Annotated in this window: 15 protein-coding genes; 3 read left to right on the forward strand and 12 right to left on the reverse strand. The window is 41.1% G+C overall.

The window, feature by feature from the left end:
* Positions 1-105: 105 nt before the first annotated feature.
* Positions 106-2,034 carry a glucosamine-6-phosphate deaminase gene (gene nagB / locus B4Z90_RS24235; protein WP_115045982.1) on the reverse strand — a complete coding sequence of 643 codons (1,929 nt, stop codon included), beginning with the start codon at positions 2,032-2,034 and terminating at the stop codon, positions 106-108.
* Between the two features lie 141 nt (positions 2,035-2,175).
* The gene (locus B4Z90_RS24240) at positions 2,176-3,324 is read right to left on the reverse strand and encodes a methionine aminotransferase (protein ID WP_286803570.1); all 1,149 of its coding nucleotides are present in this window, start codon (positions 3,322-3,324) and stop codon (positions 2,176-2,178) included.
* A 72-nt stretch (positions 3,325-3,396) separates the two neighbouring features.
* Here B4Z90_RS24240 and B4Z90_RS24245 point away from each other — a divergent pair, with 72 nt between their 5' ends.
* The gene (locus B4Z90_RS24245) at positions 3,397-4,080 is read left to right on the forward strand and encodes a peroxiredoxin family protein (RefSeq protein ID WP_115045986.1); all 684 of its coding nucleotides are present in this window, start codon (positions 3,397-3,399) and stop codon (positions 4,078-4,080) included.
* A gap of 153 nt (positions 4,081-4,233) precedes the next feature.
* On the opposite strand, the gene radA is transcribed toward B4Z90_RS24245, so the two are convergent.
* The 3 genes from radA to B4Z90_RS24260 form a co-directional block, all read right to left on the reverse strand.
* Complete coding sequence (gene radA / locus B4Z90_RS24250; protein WP_115045987.1) at positions 4,234-5,619, reverse strand: DNA repair protein RadA; 1,386 nt, start codon at positions 5,617-5,619, stop codon at positions 4,234-4,236.
* A 95-nt stretch (positions 5,620-5,714) separates the two neighbouring features.
* Positions 5,715-6,875, reverse strand: a complete 1,161-nt coding sequence (locus B4Z90_RS24255) for a dipeptidase (RefSeq protein WP_115045989.1) — start codon at positions 6,873-6,875, stop codon at positions 5,715-5,717.
* The gene (locus B4Z90_RS24260; protein WP_145328227.1) at positions 6,872-8,596 is read right to left on the reverse strand and encodes a serine hydrolase domain-containing protein; all 1,725 of its coding nucleotides are present in this window, start codon (positions 8,594-8,596) and stop codon (positions 6,872-6,874) included. Before B4Z90_RS24260 ends, B4Z90_RS24255 begins: the two co-directional genes overlap by 4 nt.
* Positions 8,597-8,826: 230 nt before the next feature.
* Here B4Z90_RS24260 and xseA point away from each other — a divergent pair, with 230 nt between their 5' ends.
* Entirely contained in the window at positions 8,827-10,113 is a 1,287-nt protein-coding gene (xseA, locus tag B4Z90_RS24265) for an exodeoxyribonuclease VII large subunit (protein WP_115045992.1), read from the forward strand.
* Positions 10,114-10,162: 49 nt separating this feature from the next.
* Complete coding sequence (gene xseB / locus B4Z90_RS24270) at positions 10,163-10,384, forward strand: exodeoxyribonuclease VII small subunit (RefSeq protein ID WP_070562394.1); 222 nt, start codon at positions 10,163-10,165, stop codon at positions 10,382-10,384.
* Positions 10,385-10,409: 25 nt separating this feature from the next.
* On the opposite strand, the gene B4Z90_RS24275 is transcribed toward xseB, so the two are convergent.
* The 7 genes from B4Z90_RS24275 to B4Z90_RS24305 form a co-directional block, all read right to left on the reverse strand.
* Positions 10,410-11,054 carry an MgtC/SapB family protein gene (locus B4Z90_RS24275; RefSeq protein WP_070562397.1) on the reverse strand — a complete coding sequence of 215 codons (645 nt, stop codon included), beginning with the start codon at positions 11,052-11,054 and terminating at the stop codon, positions 10,410-10,412.
* A gap of 148 nt (positions 11,055-11,202) precedes the next feature.
* Complete coding sequence (locus B4Z90_RS24280; RefSeq protein WP_070562400.1) at positions 11,203-11,916, reverse strand: pirin family protein; 714 nt, start codon at positions 11,914-11,916, stop codon at positions 11,203-11,205.
* A 99-nt stretch (positions 11,917-12,015) separates the two neighbouring features.
* The gene (locus tag B4Z90_RS24285) at positions 12,016-12,762 is read right to left on the reverse strand and encodes an aspartate/glutamate racemase family protein (protein ID WP_115045994.1); all 747 of its coding nucleotides are present in this window, start codon (positions 12,760-12,762) and stop codon (positions 12,016-12,018) included.
* A 57-nt stretch (positions 12,763-12,819) separates the two neighbouring features.
* Entirely contained in the window at positions 12,820-13,803 is a 984-nt protein-coding gene (locus B4Z90_RS24290; protein WP_115045996.1) for a DUF4973 domain-containing protein, read from the reverse strand.
* 15 nt (positions 13,804-13,818) lie between these two features.
* Positions 13,819-15,876, reverse strand: coding sequence for a RagB/SusD family nutrient uptake outer membrane protein (locus B4Z90_RS24295; protein ID WP_115045998.1), 2,058 nt, complete (start codon positions 15,874-15,876; stop codon positions 13,819-13,821).
* An 11-nt stretch (positions 15,877-15,887) separates the two neighbouring features.
* Positions 15,888-18,977, reverse strand: coding sequence for a SusC/RagA family TonB-linked outer membrane protein (locus tag B4Z90_RS24300; protein ID WP_115045999.1), 3,090 nt, complete (start codon positions 18,975-18,977; stop codon positions 15,888-15,890).
* 13 nt (positions 18,978-18,990) lie between these two features.
* Positions 18,991-20,457, reverse strand: coding sequence for an IPT/TIG domain-containing protein (locus B4Z90_RS24305; RefSeq protein ID WP_286803574.1), 1,467 nt, complete (start codon positions 20,455-20,457; stop codon positions 18,991-18,993).
* Positions 20,458-21,365 lie beyond the last annotated feature (908 nt).

Raw genomic sequence — 21,365 nt, forward strand, 5'->3', positions numbered from 1 at the left:
TAATAACGCAAAGGTATAAAAAATAAGCTATTTAGAATGATTAAAAACAAAAAAGTCCTGAACCAACTCAGGCTCAGGACTTTTTTGTTTATTTAGACAATTATTTTAGTCAAATTTCCATCTTACAAACGCTTCGATAGCTTCATAGTTTGCCAAACCTAGTTGGTCATATAAAGCTGCTGTTTCGCTTGTACGATCTTCAGCACGCACCCAGAATTCACGTGGATCATCTCCAGGGAATACAGGCAAATCTTTTTGAGACTGGTGTTTAAAGATGGCTAAACGTTTGCGATAAACTTCTTGTGGTGATAAAGGAACGGCCATTTGGATCTCGTGGATAGGATATTCATGCCATGCTCCACGGTATAACCACAACCAACAATCTTTTGTCCACTCATCCGTTTTACTCAATCTGTTTAGTGCTTCAAACAGAATGTCGAAACATACTTTATGTGTACCGTGTGGATCTGCAAAGTCACCCGCAGCAAATACCTGATGTGGTTTTACCTGACGCAACAATTCCATTGTTTGTCGAATATCATCTTCAAAAGATACATTTTTTGAAAACTTCTGTCTATCATAGAAAGGTAGATCCTGGAAATGGATATTCTCATCTGGCAAACCAACCAAACGGGCTCCTGCGATCGCCTCACCCTTACGGATTAATGCTTTGATTTTACGGACAAGTTCAGTATCGATCTGATTTGGTTTTTTTGTTGCAAAAATTGCTCTTTCTTCATCATAAATGCGGCCGATCTGAGAAGCTTCTGCCTCTGCCCCAATTTGTTTTGCAAGATCTTCAGCAAACTCCAGATAACGTACCACATCATCATCCCAAACTGCTGTATTACCACAAGTTTGGTAAGCAACATGGACATTGTGTCCTTGATCTGCCAGGCGAATAAATGTACCGCCCATCGAGATGACATCATCATCCGGATGTGGAGAAAATACAATCACATTTTTCTTCGCTGGGTTAGCACGCTCAGGACGTTGTGAATCGTCAACATTGGGTTTACCTCCTGGCCATCCCGTGATCGTATGTTGAAGTTCGTTAAATATACGGATGTTAATATTATATGCTGGACCGGTCTCTGTAACCAACTTGGCCATCCCGTGCGCATTATAATCCTCGTCGGTAAGTTTCAGGATTGGTTTTTTGATCTCTAAAGCCAACCAAACGACTGCTTTTTTAATTAATGAAGGTGTCCAGGTAACATCTTCTGCCAACCAAGGAAGATCAAAACGTGTCAATAATGATGCTGCCGCTTCATCAAGAATAAATTCAACGTTGTCCGATAACTGAAGATAAGTTGCAGGAATCTCCGAGGAGATTTCACCTTCAACTGCTTTTTTAATGATCTCAGCCTTTGTCTCGGTCCAAGCCATTAAAATAATCTCTCTCGCTTTGAAAATTGTACCTACGCCCATGGTAATCGCTTTTGTCGGTACATTTTCTTTTCCACCAAAAGCACGGGAAGCATCGCGACGAGTCAAATCGTCCAACGTTACGACACGTGTACCTGAGTTAGGTGCAGAACCTGGCTCATTGAAACCGATATGGCCTGTACGGCCAATACCTAATAATTGAATATCTAAACCTCCTGCTGCTGTAATCTTCTGTTCGTAAGCTTCACAGAATGCATTTACTTGGTCAGGAGCTAAGGTACCATCTGGAATATTTACATTAGCCGCATCAATATCTACATGATCGAACAAGTTTTTGTTCATAAAGGTCACATAACTCTGATCGGCATCAGGTTGCATAGGGTAGTATTCGTCAAGATTGAAGGTAATCACGTTCTTAAAGCTTAAACCTTCTTCTTTATGCAAACGAATCAATTCTTGATAGACTTTTACCGGAGTGGCACCGGTAGCAAGGCCCAGAACAGCTTTCTCACCTTTCTCTTGCTTTGCACGAATAATTTCAGCAATACGATTTGCAACGTTTTTCGAAGCTGAATTTTGATCTGGATAGACGCTCACAGGGACTTTTTCGAAGCGTGTTTCTTCCAATAAATTTAATCTAGCCATTTTATGGGTATGTTGATAAACGTGAATTACAAATTTATAAAATTAGTACCTCAAGTTGAAGTAAAATTTTAATAAAGTGGTTCTTTCTTAGCGATATTTTAAATAAAACCTTTTAGCTATTCTTTTACCCCAATAATACAGCTATACCTTATTCAGAATCTCGACAGCTTTTAATAGCGTTTCATCCTTTTTAGCAAAACAAACCCGCAAAACTTGTTGATTTGTAGCTTCTTTATAGAACGCTGAAAGTGGGATGGTTGCAATTTTGTGCTCCCTGGTTAACGAGCAAGCAAATTCAAATTCCTTCTCCTGACTGATCGCGCTATAATCGATATTCAGGAAATAAGTTCCTTCGCAGGGAAGAATCGTAAACTGGGATCCCTTTAATCCGTCTTTCAATAGGTTTCTTTTTCGCTCAAAAAATTCCGATAGACCTTTGACATAGCTTATATCCTCCAGATATGCTGCGATAGCGAATTGCATGGGTGTATTTACGCTAAATACATTGAATTGATGCACTTTTCTAAATTCCTGCGTTAATTGTGGCGGAGCAATGCAATAACCTATCTTCCAACCCGTGGTGTGCAATAGCTTTCCAAAGGAAGCAACAACAAAACTTCTCTCGCGTAATGAGTGTATTTCCAATACCGATTGGGGCGAGACACCATCGAAAACGATATGCTCGTACACTTCATCACTCAATAAGAGTGCGTTGGTACCTGCCAACAAGTCCCCAAGTTTAATTAACTCTTCTTTACCCAGCACTTTGCCTGTTGGATTATTCGGATTATTAATGATGATTAAACGAGTTCTGGAATTAATTAACGTAGCGACGTAACCCCAGTCAATCTGAAAATCAGGTGCCATTAATCGCACGGGAACAACTTTACCGCCAAACAATTCGATAGTCGGCGCATAACAATCGTATGCCGGTTCAAAAATAATAACCTCATCTTGCGGTCTAACGACTGCGGCAATAGCTGTAAAAATTGCTTGGGTACCACCTGATGTCACAGTAAGCTCCGCCGTTGCATCGACCGCCACGTTATAAACTTCCCGGTATTTTTTGGAGATCGTATCACGTAATGTCTGTGCTCCGATCATTGGCGCGTATTGGTTATGTCCCGCTTCCATTGCCTTAGAAACCAATTCCACCAACTTCGGATCGGTCTCAAAGTCAGGAAAACCTTGCGACAGATTTAAAGCGTGCTGCTCATTCGCAAGCATCGTCATTTTGGTAAAGATCGTCGTACCGACATGTGGAAGTTTAGAAGTTAGGTTAAAGTTCATTTTTTGACATTTTATTAATCTACTAAATTAGTGGATTTTCCTATATTTGTAAATATATATAAGAATAATAACATGATAAAATACATCACACTACTTTTTTTAATTCTGCCATTCATTGGTTCGGCACAAAAAAAGGAACTTACCAAAGAGGAGTATATTGCCCGCGTAAAGGCTGCTCCGGATTCTATTTCGACATTAGTTGACTTGCGTAGAGTTGGCGGATATGACCCGGTTTATCCCGAGCTTCAGGCGCTTTATAATACGTTGAGTAAAAATGTCAAGAATTCAAGTGAAGGGAAAGAGTTCCAAGACTATTTAAATACCTTGGAAACGGTTCAAATTGGAAAGACAGCGCCAGCGTTTACGCAAAATGACACCACTGGAAACCCTGTAAAGCTTTCGGACTTTAAAGGAAAATATGTGCTTCTTGATTTTTGGGCATCTTGGTGCCCCGATTGCCGTGTCGAAAGCCCGGATCTTGTCAAAACATACCAACAATTTAAAGGTGAAAACTTCGAAATATTGGGTATATCCTTTGATAAGGATCGCAATTCTTGGATCAAAGCCATCCATGCAGATAAATTGCACTGGCGTCATGTTTCGGATCTTAAACGTTGGCAAAATGATGTCGGAACATTATATGGCGTAAAATCTATTCCTCAGAATGTCCTGATCGATCCCAATGGGAAAATTGTCGCCAAGAATTTACATGGTGATGCTTTACGCGCGAAATTGAAAGAAGTCTTGAAAAAGTAAACTATAGACGATCCATAAAAAAGACCATGTTTTAGTAAAAGCATGGTCTTTTAATTTTTATTCTTTGAAGAAGGCCATTTTTCTGAAAAAATCTATTTTAAGATGATCCCAGTAAATTAGGATATTAAACGATTGATTACCCCTTTTTGTCGCTTAGCCAAACAAGGCACTGAAGATGTCCTCCAATTTGGCAACCGGACGGATGGCAATATTATATTTTTTAGCGTCCAATCCTTTGGTATTGAATTTAGAAATAAAAATACCATCAAAGCCCAGCTTCTCAGCCTCCTGTATCCGCTGTTCTATACGGTTTACAGCTCTGATCTCGCCCGATAAACCAATCTCACCTGCGAAAGTCAGATTGGAGCGAATCGCGATATCCTGTTGTGAAGAAATAATTGCAACAACGACAGCCAAATCGATCGCAGGATCTTCAACACGCAACCCACCGGCAATATTCAAAAATACATCCTGTGCGCTTAACCTAAAACCAAAGCGTTTCTCTAAAACAGCCAACAGCATATTTAATCGCTTCGTGTCGTAACCTGTGGAAGAGCGCTGTGCATTTCCAAATGCCGTATTACTCACCAGCGCCTGCACTTCAATCATCATAGGGCGCATTCCTTCGAGCATCGCCGCAATGGAAACCCCACTGACAGGTTCATCGCGTTGGGAAATCATAATCTCCGAAGGATTCGACACTTCCCGCAGTCCCGACCCCTGCATTTCATAAATCCCGAGTTCTGAAGCAGACCCAAAGCGATTCTTTACGGCCCGTAAAATTCGGTAGACATGGTGGCGATCACCTTCGAATTGAAGCACCGTATCCACCATATGTTCTAAAACCTTGGGACCTGCAATAGACCCATCCTTGGTAATATGCCCTACAATAAAAACTGGTGTACTCGTTTCCTTTGCAAACCGCAGCAACTCTGCGGTACATTCGCGTACCTGAGAAACCGACCCTGGAGCAGATTCAATTTGGGAAGAGTGCAGAGTCTGTATGGAATCGATGACAATGACATTGGGCTGTACCCTCTCGATCTGCTTGAAAATATTTTGAGTAGATGTCTCGGTAAGGATATAGCAATTGGCTTTGGATGATTGTGACAATCGTTCTGCCCGCATCTTAATTTGCTGTTCGCTTTCTTCCCCAGAAATATAAAGGGTCTTCACTTGTGGAATCGATAAAGCGAGCTGTAACATCAACGTCGACTTCCCAATACCCGGTTCGCCTCCGATAAGGACCAATGACCCTGGAACAATACCGCCGCCAAGAACCCGGTTAAACTCCTGATCAGGAGTCAATATCCGTAATTCATCCTGATAGACAATTTCGTGGATGATCGCAGCTTTATTCGCTCTCTTTGTGCTTCCTCCTGTGGTAGAACTACGCCATTCAGGAACTTTTGAACTCGCCTTTTCAACGACTTCCTCAACAAAACTATTCCATTGTTTACAAGAAGGGCATTGCCCCATCCATTTGGGAGACTCGTAGCCACAGTTTTGACAGAAGTATGCAGATTTTGATTTTGCCATACTACGAAATTACAAATTTATAGCTGTTAAAAGCGCAATATCATCGTCGTACGTATTATATATTCACCAAGACCATACGCAAGGACTGGTTAGCCTTATCCTTCATTTTCTTTTAAGATCCGCAAGAAATTTTGTCCCATAATCTTCGCAACATCCGTCTTTGTATATCCTCTATCCAACAGCGCTTTGGTTAATAACGGAAATTTAGAAACATCTTCTAGACCTTGGGGTGAGGATTCTATACCATCGAAGTCCGAGCCTACAGCAACATGGTCTATACCCACTTTTTTGACCAAATAGTCAATATGATCCAATAATTTCGACAGTGGAGCATCGGCTTGCCGTTGAAGTTCCTTTGGCAACTTTTCATACATGGCCCAGGTACTCAATTTTGTATCTCCGGTATCGCCAAATTTACTTGCATACAAACCCTTAAGCCTTGTTTCATAGGCAGGATCCAAAAAACCTGAATAAAAATTCACACCAACAACGCCGCCATTTTTTTTCAGCGCCTCTAATTGTTCATCTTTCAGATTACGGAAATGTGGACATAATCCATAGGCGTTGCTATGCGAAACCAAGATCGGTTTGGTCGTTATCGACAGCACGTCATAGAAAGTCTGCTCTCCTCCATGAGACAGATCAATCATCATTCCCAATTCGTTCATTTTGCGGATAATTGCTCGCCCTTGCGCTGTCAACCCCTTATCTTTGGAACGCATATCTCCCGATTCCATCGCGGCACAGCTTGCCCAAGGCAAATTGTAGTTCCAGGTCAAAGTGAGGTATTTGGCGCCGCGCTCATGAAGCCGGACCAGATGGTCAACACTTCCTTCAATCATATTTCCACCTTCCACACCGATCAACGCAACTATTTTACCTGTTTTTAAGATCGCATCGATGTCACCTGAAGATTTTGCCAAACTTATTTTATCGGCATTTGCTGCAATCATCTTTTCCAATGCATCGATCTGGTCATTGGCATGCTTAAATGCTCCGGATTTCCACTTCGCGTCATCGGACCACACAGCAAAGACCTGCACATCTACACCGCCTTCCCGCAGTCGAGGCAAATCTGTCGCTCCCGTACTTATTCGCTGGCCGATATCTTTTCCCTGGAAAATGGACTCATAAATCACATCATTGTGTCCGTCGACGACCACCAAATCTTGGTGTATCTGTTTATAGTCTTGACTATATCCAACATTGCTGAGTGTTGTCATTGCTAGTCCAAGTAATAAGAGGCCTTTTATCATTTTTGAATTTCATTGATCGTTTCATAAATAGCGTCCTGAATCCTGCTCCTGATATTCAGATCCAAAAGTCTGGTACTCACCTGAGGATGTACCCGATTGGATAAAAAGATATAAATTAACTGATTTTGCGGATCGATCCAAATACATGTTCCTGTATAGCCCGTATGTCCGAATACAGTGCTATTCGCTAACTTAGATGGATATTCATTTTTCGGATTCGGATCCCAGCGGTCAAAACCTAATCCCCGCCGACTGCTTGCCGATTGCCTAGAGGTAAATAAATCGATGGTTTCTGTTTTAAAGTAACGCTCACCTCCATACTCGCCTCTATTCAATAGCAACTGACCATAGATTGCCAAATCATTTGCGGTAGCAAATAATCCAGCATGCCCAGCAATACCGCCAGCCATTGCCGCACCCTGATCGTGTACATAGCCTTCTAACAATGTTTTTCGAAAGGAGGTATCCTGCTCGGTAGGAACGATTTCATCCTTTGCAAAACGCTCGCGTGGAAGGTAACCCGCACGGGTCATCCCCAATGGTCTATAAAAGTTTTCCTGCACATAATCTTGCATAGGCTCAGCAGTCTGATGTTCTGCAACTTCTTTCATCACATACATGCTGATATCACTATACACATAATTTCCCGTGGGTTTTACCGGTGATTTTAGCATTTCGGGCCACATGACATCACGGTAATAATTGTTGAGGATATAGCTGTTATCGGCCATTTTCACCTGATGGTTATCGTCGGCTGCCGACACAACATCGCCCCCCTTCAGATATTTATAAAAGGGAATAAAAGGTGTAAATCCCGCTTCATGTAACATGACGGAACGAAGTTTGATATCCTTTTTATTGGTATACTTTGCCTGCCACAGGTAGTGCCCCATAGTACTATCCAAATTAATAATATTCCGCTCGGTAAGACGCATAATGACAGGAGTAGTACCCGCAATCTTACTGACAGATGCGAGATCAAAAATATCAGTTGTTTTTGTGGGTATATCTTTGGAATACGTGTGAAAACCGTAAGATTTCTCCAAGAGTACTTGTCCGTCCTTCACGATCATGACTACAGCTCCTGGAGTTGCCTGCTTATCGATGGCTTCTTGTGCAATGGCATCAATTTTCTTCGTCAATTTGGTCAGGTTCAGATTAGAACTTGAGGCAGCGCCATATTGTATTCTTGTCTGTGTGGTTTTGACGTTACCGGCGGTAATAGAAATCCCACCAAAAATAGACATTGCCATCTGCTGCTGTCCAATTTCTGAAAAAGGAGCAAGCAATTCGATCAAATCAGATTGTGGATGCTCAGATAGGCTCTTTTTGTTTTTGTCATTTTCAAAAAAATGGCAAAGGATAACTTTTTTATTGTTTAATACAGCCTGCTTCAACTGTGTTAGACAATCGGCATCTAAATCATCTTCCTTTCCCGCCACAATAATGGTATTATAATATTTGATGTCCTCATCAAATTTATTAAAATCGAAAACTTTGGTGTTTGCATAACGAGCCAGTTGGTCCGTAAACATCCTATATTTTGCCGCGTTAGGAACAACAACTGCGATACGAAGTTGATCCAGATTTTTTAAAGGCAGCAACTGATCAAGGTTATTAAACAGTATCGTTTCGTTTTTAATTGTAGACTTATATTGAGCAAACAGGGGGCTAATACAGAACAAACCTGCAAATAATGCCCCAAAAAATCGTTTTTTCATTCTGCTTTTATCGTTTTTTAGGTTCTATCAAATAAAAATACGAATTATATAACGAAGGAATAGGTTCGTACGAAAAAAAATCAATTTTGTTACTTATACCTATTGCGCATTTCCAAATTGATGTATTATTATTTGCCATCCTCTTCAGGCTAAACGCAGCGACGTTCCTGAAACCTGAATTGGCATTGCCCCCAATTGCATCATGAAGGTTTTTTCTGTAAGTTTGACTAATGCCAGAATTGATTCAAGATAAAACGATATTTTCCTTACTGGAAGTCAGCCGCAGTATCCAAAAGACACTTGCAGAGCGGTATAAGAGTTTGTACTGGATCAAGGCTGAAATGAACAAGCTCAATCATTATACGCATTCTGGCCACTGTTATCCTGAACTGGTAGAAAAACAGGATGGTAAAATTGTCGCTGAAATTCGGTCGATCCTATGGAAAGCTGATTACAATCGTATCAACAACAATTTTCTTAAAGCTGCCCAAGAACCTTTACGAGAAGGGATCACGATGTTATTTCAGGCAAGTATTTCCTATGACCCCATGTACGGGTTAAGCTTGCGCATTGTTGATATTGATCCGACTTTTACCTTAGGTGAACTTGAAAAGGAGAAGTTAGACAGTATTCGAAAGCTGAAAGCAGAGGGCATATATGAGTCTAATAAATTATTGGACTTTCCTGTCGTTCCCAAAAGATTGGCAATTATTTCAGTAGAAACAAGTAAGGGGCTTTCTGATTTTTACAAGATTATTAATCAAAACCCTTGGGGTTACCGCATCGAATCCACCCTCTTCCCTGCATTGTTACAAGGAGACAAGTCAGTACCTTCTATTATAAATCAGCTTGCCATTATTGCTGAAAAAATAGACAGGTACGATGTGGTCGCCATCATCCGTGGTGGAGGCGGTGAGGTTGGTCTTTCCAGTTATAATAACTACTTGCTAGCTCGTGCTATCGCTATATTTCCCATCCCCGTATTGACGGGTATTGGGCATTCGACGAATTATACAGTTAGCGAAATGGTAGCCTATAAAAACGCGATTACGCCCAGTGAGCTGGCCGATTTTCTGATTCAGAAGTTTCATAATTTTGCTATTCCAGTCGATCGGGCTGCAGAGCGTATACAGCAGCTCATTCTTACCCGATTTAAAGAAGAGCACAATATCTTATCTCAACTGGCAACGCATATACAATGGATCGGAAAGAGAGAAATTCAGACCTCGAGGGCGGCCATCCAGCAATTTCAACATGATCTTAACGCCTTGTTAAAATTGCGCTTTTATGAGCACAAAACGGCACTGGCTCATACCGAACGAATTATTCAGCTATCTGATCCAATTAGACTATTAAAACAAGGGTTTTCAATTACTAAGGTTAACGGAAAATTACTGCAGTCGGTGACACAAGTATCTCAAGGCGATGTAATACAGACGATACTCGAATATGGAGAGCTTACCAGTACTGTGACAGATAAATCTCCGAAGGAAGACCTAGATGAGAACAATACTTAATTTGGCATCGCCATACAAAATTTAAAGAAAGCATATCAAGCATAGCATAATGGGACAGAATTATACCTACACAGATGCCTTTAACGAGTTACAAACTATCGTGAGGGAAATAGAAAATGGCACAACAAACATTGATGAGCTCGCGGGAAAAATCAAGAGGGCTTCCGACCTCATTCAAGTCTGCAAAGCCAAGTTAACAGCGACGGAGGACGAAGTAAACAGTTTATTACAGCAGATAACCCCGACTCAGGAAACGGATGATGATGAATAAATAAAGCAAACAATATCGTAATTCCTTAATATTGATAGGCCACCACCTGCCTATCACGCCGCAGGGTTTCTACAAGCGCTCTATGCTGGTTAACATTCCCCGTCAATCGCCATACGGTATTCAAACTTTCTTTGTTATACCGTTGACTTATGACGACAGCTTTAAAGCCCATACTTCGGATTAACTGTTCCGTATGTTCAAAATCTGCCTCAGATAAGGTCTGCAGTTCATAGTCTTTTATCTTGTGATAATTGTCAATATAGGTTTGTAGATAAGTTAGCAGCGCTAATATCATCAGAACCAAGCCCACACCAATAAAAGCTAAAAATATATATCCGGCACCAACACACATACCTAAAGAAGCTGTAGCCCAAATTGTCGTAGCGGTCGTTATACCACTTACTTTATTGTCTTCTTTGAAAATCACGCCTGCACCTAGGAAACCGATACCCGTAATAATATTTGCGGCTAATCGATCTGGATTTGCCAAGCCAATTTTTAACGAAAGAATCGTAAAAAGACAAGATCCAAAGCTCACCAATATAAACGTCCTCAAACCCGCAGACTTATTGCGATATTCACGTTCAATCCCGATCAGCAGGCCTATTAAGACTGATAACATAATAAGCAAAATGTCTCGCGTTTCGAAAGGTTGAAATAGGTTATCCATGAGTTTATATCTTCTTCATCCAATTTAAGAAAAATAGGGAGATCTATCAAATGACCTCCCTATTCAAGAATAACTCTTTATCGATCCAATACATCGGAGCTTTAATCAGCAATAACGATATATCATAGTAAGCTTCATTTTCATCGACCTAATACATCGGCACTTCAATTAGCAGCAATGATGCATCATAGTAAGCCTCAATGCTTATTTTTTCTGTTTCGTATAAACCAATGGCATCCCTTCTTGAAAGCATTTCATTTGCTACAGCGATCTTTCCTTCCAAAACAAAAAGATAAAGTCCATTTTGCTCCGAATGAACAGTATAGTCTATCTTTTTACCCGCCTCTAGGTCTCCCAAGTTAAAATAGGCATCCTGATGTATATGTACAGCATGGTGATCCATTTTATCCGGTGAAACAATGGTTGCAAATTTATTGTTCCGACCCAGTTGAAGGTAGGATTTCTGATCGTATCTGGGCTCCAACCCTATTTCGTTGGGGATTACCCAAATTTGTAAAAATTTAACAAGATCCTTCTGATTGCTATTAAACTCGGCATGCTGCACACCTGTACCTGCAGACATGATCTGCACTTCTCCTGTTTGAATCGTACGGCCATTGCCTAGACTATCCTGGTGTATAAGTGTCCCTTCGAGTGGTATACTAACAATTTCCATATTGTGGTGACCATGCCGATCAAAACCTTGTCCGCCCTCTACCTGATCGTCATTCAATACCCGCAATGCACCAAAATTCATTCTTTCGGGATCAAGATACTGTCCAAAACTGAATGAATGTGCACTTTTCAGCCAGCCGAAATCAACATGGCCCCGATCATTTTCACGGTATATCATCTGTTGCATCTTGTCCTCCTTACTGCATAAGCTTCTACTTACAAAGAGGCAAAACCCACACCAACAGTAATTTACGTTGACAATATGACAATTTGTAAAAAGAGATCACTACAATGGTTTTAGCTTATCCGGAGCAAACGAATGAACAAGTGCACGAGCGAGAATTCTATTCGGGTCTATGAGAATCATCCCATTGTGATCCCGTTCGGGAATAGCAAAAGGCAACTCTGCACAACCCAAAATAATGACCTGTGCGCCTTTCTTTTTCAGGTCGTCCATAACCAACAATAGATCTTCTCTCGCTTTATTCGCGATCGGTACCGGCTGGGCCTTTATTCCATAGTCTTCATCATAGATTGCATTATTTACCTTCTCTTGTTGTGTTCCTTCTGGCTCAACAAAAACGAAACCTTTTCGAATAAAAGCTTCCCGATATAAACTGCAGATCTGCTCTCCAGCGGTAGATAAAATGCCTACTGTTGTGTCGGGATAGTTTTCCACTACAAACCGAACCGTTTCATGAACGATATGCAAGAGTTTCAACCCACTTCCCACACGCGCCATTTCATCTTGAACGACGGAAAAAATAGGCTCTGCATGTGCTGTATTGGATGGAATCGCGGCTATCGTCGCTCCAGCAGTTTCAAGTTGTCTTAAAATTGCAGCAATAGCCTTACCGGGATTAACATTGGATTTATCAAATAAATAAGCCGTTCGGTCAGGGATCAAATTTGGACATGAGAATAACAAAAGCGGCAAGTGTTCCTGATCGGACCTTGCCGCCGTCTCATCTATAATTTTCTTCGTAATATCTAAGCCTCCATAAGGGCCTAGTCCGCCTACTATTCCAATCATAAAAACTATTTTTATATCATAGATATAACCAATAGTCCTAAAAATGGTTTGTAGAAATTACCATTCTATCGCTTGGTCCTCATCAGGAATCTGTGTGTTTAATTTTCGTTCCAACGTAAGTGAGCCAGCAACCTTATAGCGAATCGGTACATTCGGAATCATGGTATAATCCGTAAATTCATAATCAATATTATTAATCGTCAGCCAACGCCACTTCAGATACGGGCGAACTTTATCCATTGCTTCCGAGACTGTATAACTCGCATCTTTATTCACAACAAACTTGATATTGGGGTTGTCCGAGCGGAAAGTTACTGTCCCCGTCTTCGTAAAGGTTGCGTATATCTTATAATTCCGTCGATCTTGTCTTTCCTCGTCAATATTCCCCGCATAGAAAAAAACAGTATTTTCATCGACCACATAACTTCGGATTTCGCTTTTTACGACTGGTGTCTCATTTTCTTGTCCCTCCATTCTAGTTAAGAGAGCTGCTCCCGAATAATTGCCGGAATAATCGTTGAATGGATTAACCCGAAGTATTGCTTTCTTGTAATACTTTCGAGGATGTCCTTTATAGTTTGCAGAGGGGTCATCCATAATCGTCAGCGGCAACACCCATTTTTCAGTCATGTCAATGCCCTTTAAAGAGAAATCTATTGCCAGTAAGCCCGTGTTTTCGCCCGAATTGATATTGACTGTCGCGGGAAACGAAAAATAATTGCTGCTTATTTGTTGGTAATAAAAGTCTTTCCGATTTTGGAACCGTTCAAAATTCACCACATTTAAGGTATCCGCATCAATTCCGACCCGAACCGCAAAATTTGATTCGTTATTGGTTGATCCACTCACAATCAAAGGCTGTAAAAAGGTACTTTTCGCAGCATCTTTATAGCGAACATAAATATTGGAAACTCCGTTGTTATCTAAAGGAGCTTTAAAGGAAATATAATGTTCATATTGTTCTTCCTTCCATTCATCATTGCATGCTCCAAAAATGAAGAGTATGAGCAATAGAAAGAATTGTATATATAACTTGTTCATAAGATATCTATTTGATTAATCGTTATAAGTCCATCCTGGATTTTGTGTTAAGTTCTTATTGCGTTTTAGTTCACTATGACTAATCGGCCAAAACCACATTTTATCTGCAAAAGTTGTTTTCAAAGCCCATACCGCAACCGGCTGATGAAAGAGATCCCGATCTTTTTGGTTCATGAGGATATTACAACCATAAATAGGCAAAGCCTCTTCGACGGGAGCATCCATCCAACGGCGTAAATCATAGTAACGTTGCCCCTCTCCCATAAGCTCGATAAAACGTTCGCGTTTTAATGTTTTTCTCAGCTCGACTTTATTGCTATATACACTTACACCGTAATCTGGTACGCCACCGCGAATCCGTACAGGCTGTATTCCTTTTTTCATCTCTGCAATATCTCGGCTAATGGTGTAAACACCACCTCGCCAAGATGGAATACTATAGGATCCGCCCAGCTCATTTAATGCTTCAGCGTACATGAGTAAAATATCCGCATATCGAATTGCTGGCTCCGCTTTTGGCACGATACGAGCCATACTTCCCCCTTCATAAGTATCATTTTGATGAACAAACTTTTTAACACCGAAACCTGTGCGGAGCCAATAGGCATTGGACGAGTTAAACCCATTCCCCTTGTCATTATCGCGGTAATAGAACACCTGTTGGTTCCGATTGCGTTCTTGTGTTTCGTTTAACAATGTCCAGAAACTACCATTGAAAGCAACAGAAGCATAAAAGCGAGGTTCGCGATTCGCATACTGCAAAGAGACTCCCGGGCGCAGGGGCTTGTATTTTCCCTTGTCATAATCTTCTTGTGAAACATAGCCGCTCAAGCGATTTGAACCATTTCCACGACCGATTTCTTTATCCATTCCCGGTACATCCAAACCATTATCCATGTAGTAAGCGTCTACAAGTTTTTGCGTCAGCCCGTGTGTGTTCCATCCCGTTGCCGAACGTGGAAGCTGATGGGCAACCATAGCATCAATCCCTTCGTTCTCCTGATTGGTACCACGTGTGAAGATTAGCTCAGGGTTTCCAGAGGCTGGCAACGTACCGTCAAATACCTGGGCATAAGATTTAGCCGGGTCGATATTTGCCCAGCCATCGGGCCAGCTCTTTTCCGAGAAATTATTGTCTTTAGGCGGTATTACGGTGGCATCATTTCCTGTTGTTTGTAATCCGGTCCAATACAGTTGATACACGCCTAGTTCCATAACATCTCGCGCTGCTGCCGCAGCCTTAGCCCACTTCTCTTCTTTATATTCTGCGGAAAGGAGACGTTTTCCCTGATTGTCAACCAACCTTGCCCCAATACTTGCATTATTACCATTGGCCAGCGGACTTGCAGCATACAGTAAGGCTTTGGCTCGCGTTGCCAAAGCTGCACCTACACTCGGACGGGCAGAACCGTCTTGGCTCCTTTTCATACCTAAAGCTTCCATTTCTTTTGCCGCCAACAACATTTCATCACTAATATAGTTAGCGCACTCTTCATACGTATTACGTGGAACCGCCAAATTATCATAGCTATCCGTATAGTCTAAGCCCTCATCTGGCAACAATGGAATCGGTCCATATTTACGAAGCAAAAGCCAGTATAAATAGGCCCGTGCAAAACGCGCTTGCCCGCGGTAATCCGCAATTTCAGCAGTAGACATTTCAGTATTCATATAAATATGCTGAATAAAGGTGGTTGCATTCCGAATCCCACGGTAACATTGCGCCCATGTCCCCTGTTTATCATTCTCCGTATAAAGGCCCATCTTAAACATGTTGTAAGACAATTCATTTTTTGATGGATCATAATCTTTATCGCGATCACCATAGTACATATCATCTGCAAAACAATGCGGAGTAAGCCCTTTACTTGCTACATCTGCATTTTCACCCTTGAATTCTAAAAATACATTGGCAAGCCACTCTTCCGAATAGAGCTTGCTCTTAAAGACTTTCTCGGTTGTGAGGCGGTCTTTGAAATATTGATCAGACTTTAAATAATCTTTTGTACAGGAAGAAATGACGCCTGTGCCAAGTAGAAGCATGAATACAACATATAATTTCTTATTTTTCATTTCTCTAAATTTTAAAGGTTAACATTGACACCAAAAGTGAACGACTTTGGCAATGGATAATCTTCTCCCCTTGGGCTTGCTAATTCGGGATCCCATAATTTAAATGTTGACCAAGTCAGGAGGTTGCTACCAATGACAAAAAACCGAATGCTATTTGCCCGGATACGATTGGCTAGATGTTTGGGCAAGCTATAACCAATATCTACAGTTTTAAGTCGGAGATATTGACCATTACGCAGCCAAAAGGTAGACTCCCGGAAGTTATTCGGATTAGGGCCATAACTCAGGCGCGGGTACGAAGCATTCGGATCTTCCGTCGCTGGATTTCCAGAAATATCGGCTGAAATCCACCGATTATCGCCCATACTTCCTTTCATTACTTGTCCCCACTCGCCTTCGCTAAAGGCATATACAGTCTTTCCATAGGTAAAGAAAGTAGATTTACCTGCTCCCTGAAAATGCACACTGATATCCAAATTTTTCCAGCTTGCCGACGCGCCCACACCATAGATTAGATTGGGTCTTCTGGTTGCTCCGACAGCGACCCGATCGCCATCATCGATAACGCCGTCGCCATTTACATCTTTGTATTTGATATCACCTGGTTGGTAGGTCCCAAATGTTTGTTTTGGACTATTGCGGATATCATCGTAATCTTTAAAAAGCCCTAAAGCGATCAATCCAACAGCTTGATCTACACGGTAGCCTTTTCGATTTTGATAACCATACACATTATTTTCTTCATCGATTGTCGTAATTTCATTTTTACTGTAGGTAATATTACTTCGCCCTGTCAGATTCACCTCGCCCAATTTTCCCTTATACTCCAACCGTCCATCGAAACCACGTGATTTAACCGCCCCCACATTTGCCCTTGGTGTACTTTCCAAGCCCACCAAGCTTGGCAAATACCTACGCTCCATATAAATTCCGGTCCGTTTTTCATCAAAGAAATCCAAGTTGGCAATAACCTTGTCCTTAAAGAGAGCTAGATCAAATCCCAGATTTTTCTTAACAGCCATCTCCCAGGTCACATATGGCGAAGCAACTTGGCTATATCTTAAGCCCGTATAATTCCGATCAACGCCATAGTCTCCCCACTTGTAAGCACTAGAAATTCCAGAAATTGTGTATAAATAAGGGAAACGCTCTTGATCGTTTCCAATTTTTAGCTGATCGTTCCCCACTTTACCCCAAGAATAGCGGATCTTGAACATATTCATCCAAGGCATATTTTCTTTGACAAATGTTTCTTCTGAAACATTCCAAGCCCCTGAAAATGCCGGAAAAAATCCATACTGCTGACCGATGGCAAAGTTCTCTGATCCATTATAACCGAAGTTAAAATCAACAAAATAACGTGATTTCCAATTGTAGGTGACTCGACCGGCCATCCCCTGATTACGTCTTGCTATACCATTTTTTATATCATCGCCGAGATCTACCGTTTTTACAAGAGCATCGCGTGTAAATCGAGCAACCGCTCCGATATTATGATCACTAATATTTCGATCATAATTAAACATCAGATCATAGAATTCACGTCGATCTCCCTTGGAGAAACTGTATTGATACATTTCTCTCGGATCTGATATATGCCGATAAACTATTTGACCATTTTCATCTCTTGCACGTTCGGCAAGCCATTGCTCAGGCCATTTTCGTCGCTGTATATTATTTTCGTTAAAAGTGTCGTAGCCGACAATTCCCCGGAAGCGAAGGCCTTTAGTAATAAAATCAAAATTTTGTTCGAGGGTAATATTGGTCTGCACTTTATTGGTCCAATTCTCATTGAAACCTGTTTGTGTTGCCACGACCCATGGATTTGTCATATTGCCTCCACCGATCGCCGGAACTCGGCCATCAGAGTACATTATCGGGGTTCTTATGGGTGAATATCCAAATAATACTCCCCAAAAGAAATCATCACCTAATCCGGGGCTATTCCTTTTACTGAGATCTCCAGCCACACCAACCTTAAGCAAAGTCGATTTTGTTATATCGATATCGGTATTTAAGCGATAGTTCCAACGTCTAAAATTCGCATTTGTATTATAGTCTTTACGCAGGGCTTCATCTGTTTTGTACATCCCGCCCTCATCAACGTAACTTCCTGACACAAAATAACGGGCAGTTGGTCCGCCGCCACTTAAATTTAAATTCGCACGATAGGTCATCGCTCCTTTTTTGAGCAACATATCTTTCCAGTTTACATTCGGATAAAGATCGGGGTCTAGGCCCAATCGCAAGATTTCGAGTTCTTCCGGTTGATAGACCGGAGCATTGTTTCGCGTAATACGCGCTTCATTCAATAGGTTTGCATAAGTTACACCGTCCTCAAACTCGGGCGTAATGGTCCGCGTGTTGTAAATATTTTCATCTTTTACGTTAATGCTGATTTTTCCCTCTTTACCATGTTTGGTTGTAATTAAAATAACACCATTAGCCCCCTTAGATCCATAAATCGCCGTTACAGCGGCATCTTTGAGCACTGTAATGGTAGCAATATCTTCGATGTTGATATCATTGATATCCCGTTCAATATTGTCAACGAGGACCAAGGCAGCGGTCCCACCGCCAAAAGTTGAGATCCCACGTATCCAAAATTCAGAAATGTTTTTACCGGGTTGGCCAGATTGCATCATCGCCATCACGCCGGGTACATTTCCGGCGAGCGCATTTGTAATGCTGGATGTAGGATTTGATTTCATGGTCTCGACATCCACTGTACTGACAGCCCCTGTTAATGTCAACCTTTTTTGTGTACCAGTACCCGTTACAACAACCTCATCTAACACACTCGTTTCCGCCTCCAGCAAGGTTACGTTGATAGTCAAGTTATCTTTTACCAAAACCTCCTTTTTTTGATAGCCAACAGAGGAAAAAATAAGTGTTTTATAGCGATCGACTTTAATTTTATATCGTCCATTATTATCGGTTACCACACCCCATCCCGGAGCATCTTTTACCGACACGCTCACACCGATCATAGGTGTCTTTTGAGCGTCGGAGACTAGCCCAATAACCTCCACGCTTTCTTGGGCCATGGTTAAGCCAATTACCGTGAGCAGTAGCGTACATAGCAGTAATAATCTTTTCATAATTCTTTTTAGTTTATTGGTTTTGGCTAGCTTGGTCCATCTCTTCTAGCGCAATCTTACGAATACGACGATTGGCTTGATCTCCAATATAAAACGCTCCTTCCGCTTCATTATAAGCAATACCTGAAGGGCGATCAAAACGCGCTTCTAGTCGCAGGTCCCCGTTTACATAACCGTAAGGATTACTATTGAGGCTAGAACTTCCCCTACCTGCAAAGGTTGTAACGCTTGCTTCAGGGGTTAAAATCCGTATCGCATGGTTCATCTGATCCGTGAAATAGAAATCATACGCATCATTCTTACCCGCATCAACATAGGCTTGATTTTTTACAAATACACCTTGATAGGGATTATTTAAGCGCGCTGAAGAGCCGACGCCATCTTGATAACCAAAAGCTCTAATTTGACCACACACGAGGTAGGGCTGTGTAAATCGTTTCTTTTCCCAGTTGTAGTTTACCCGGAGAATATAGCCTTGATTAATGACAACGATATAGGCATAGTTGCCCGTCGGATGGATGAAAATCTTGTACTCCCACTGTGGATCATGCACCACAAATAATGTCTCATAATCTTTAACACCCAGCCCTTCGCTAAAATATTTATTGAGGTCGAATCGAAAAAATTGTCCCTTTTCATAACTATTGAAATACATTTCTCCATTCACAGGATGGATTGAGGCACCATTACACTGTTTATAAGTCGTTAGAACTTCTCTATCCTGCCAGTTTCTGTCACGAGATAAGCGATAAGTCGCCCGATCATTTTCTCCGCCACGATCCTCTGCAATAATCATATACTTTTTATCGAGCGTAAAATCAACACTACGGGGGCGGTCAAAATCCGAACGTTTTTTGGTGATGGTACTATCCTCGAAATTGACGAGGTATAAGCCATTATTGTTATCAAAGGTCATCCAGAGATGTTTGGGGTTGGCAGGATCAAACTTCATAAAAGAAGGTTCCCAAAAACCGCTGGCCATTTTATTTTCATCAGCATGCTTAAATTTTCCATCCCGCCAGGGTTCATCACCACGCGCATTTCTATAGCCTGCAAGCGTTGAGACAACCATCTTACGTTGATAATCGAACAGCCTTTCTGCTTTACCAACAATCTGTTTGTCCTGATTACCCACGCGAACCTCAATATCCCCTCTAAAAGCCTGTTTAGGCACAAGGCAGTACAGAGACTCACCCAATACATTGACAACGACTGCTTTCTTTCCGCCAATAAGGACCGAAACATTCTTTGGATCGTTCCCAAAGTTTTTGCCATAGATAACAAGGCGCTGGCCAACACCTCCGGATGTCGGTGCAAAATCAGACACAACTACAGGCTGAGAAGGATCAAAAGGAATTCCTTCATTTACAGCGGCAGGCTTATCCTCTTTACAACCTACAACGCTTAAGCTTAGCCAGACAATAGCCCAGATTAATCGATACAATAGCCAGCAGCCGCTTGCTGCTTGTTTAGTTTTCATAAGATATTATTATTGGTTAGAATTTATTCTATAAACATTACATATAACCGCCAATGAATCCCAGAGTCATTGATCTTCTGATACATCCATTAAAATTTCGTCAGCATAAAAGCTATTTCAGGGGGTATTTTTAGGACGAACGGATTGAGGCCCGCCTCATCATCGAGCGAACGATTAGTTTTAATTTCCACATAATTGGTTACTTTTATATAAAGCTAAATGGTATTAGCTTTCTTAAGCTAAAAAAAAGACTCTAGGACAATCGCTTCAAAGTCTTCCGGTTTTTAAAATTACTTTTCTACTAATTTTCTATTTTATACACACAATAGATTATTGACCTTATCCGTTCACGTTCCAACGTTCTACATTATTTTTCTTCACGAAGAAAATGGACGAATGATTTCTGATTTGATTTTCTAAATGCTTCTCTAAGGTTTTCTTTCTATAATTGATTACTCAAATTTAGGGATTGTAAAGATGCTGATACTATAGAATTTTCTCAATAATATGCTTATTTGTATCACACAAAATAAAGAGGATACGCATATTTTCGCATACACCTTTCTCTGGCTATTATCTCGAAAAAAGTATTGTTATGTGAAAAACTCTTCTCTTTGGCTAATTTTGGAATTATCCGGTCTTCAAGAATTGTCGATTGTGAGGTGAAATATCCGATTAGGATCTTATGAATCAAACGGTATCATATATTGTTCTCTCGAATACAAACAAAAAAACCTGCAAAATATTTGCAGGTTTTTTTGTTTGTAGCCCGTAGGGGAATCGAACCCTACTGGCATCAATCTATTTATCAGTAATTTACAAACCTGCCCTATTCCTACTCACCGAATAACTCACTGGTTTGATATACGTTTTAGCTGCAAGTGCTTATTAAAATAAATATAAACATA

Origin of the sequence: Sphingobacterium sp. UBA5639 (assembly GCF_002421245.1) — a bacterium.
In the GTDB taxonomy this organism is placed as follows: Bacteria; Bacteroidota; Bacteroidia; order Sphingobacteriales; family Sphingobacteriaceae; genus Sphingobacterium; species Sphingobacterium multivorum.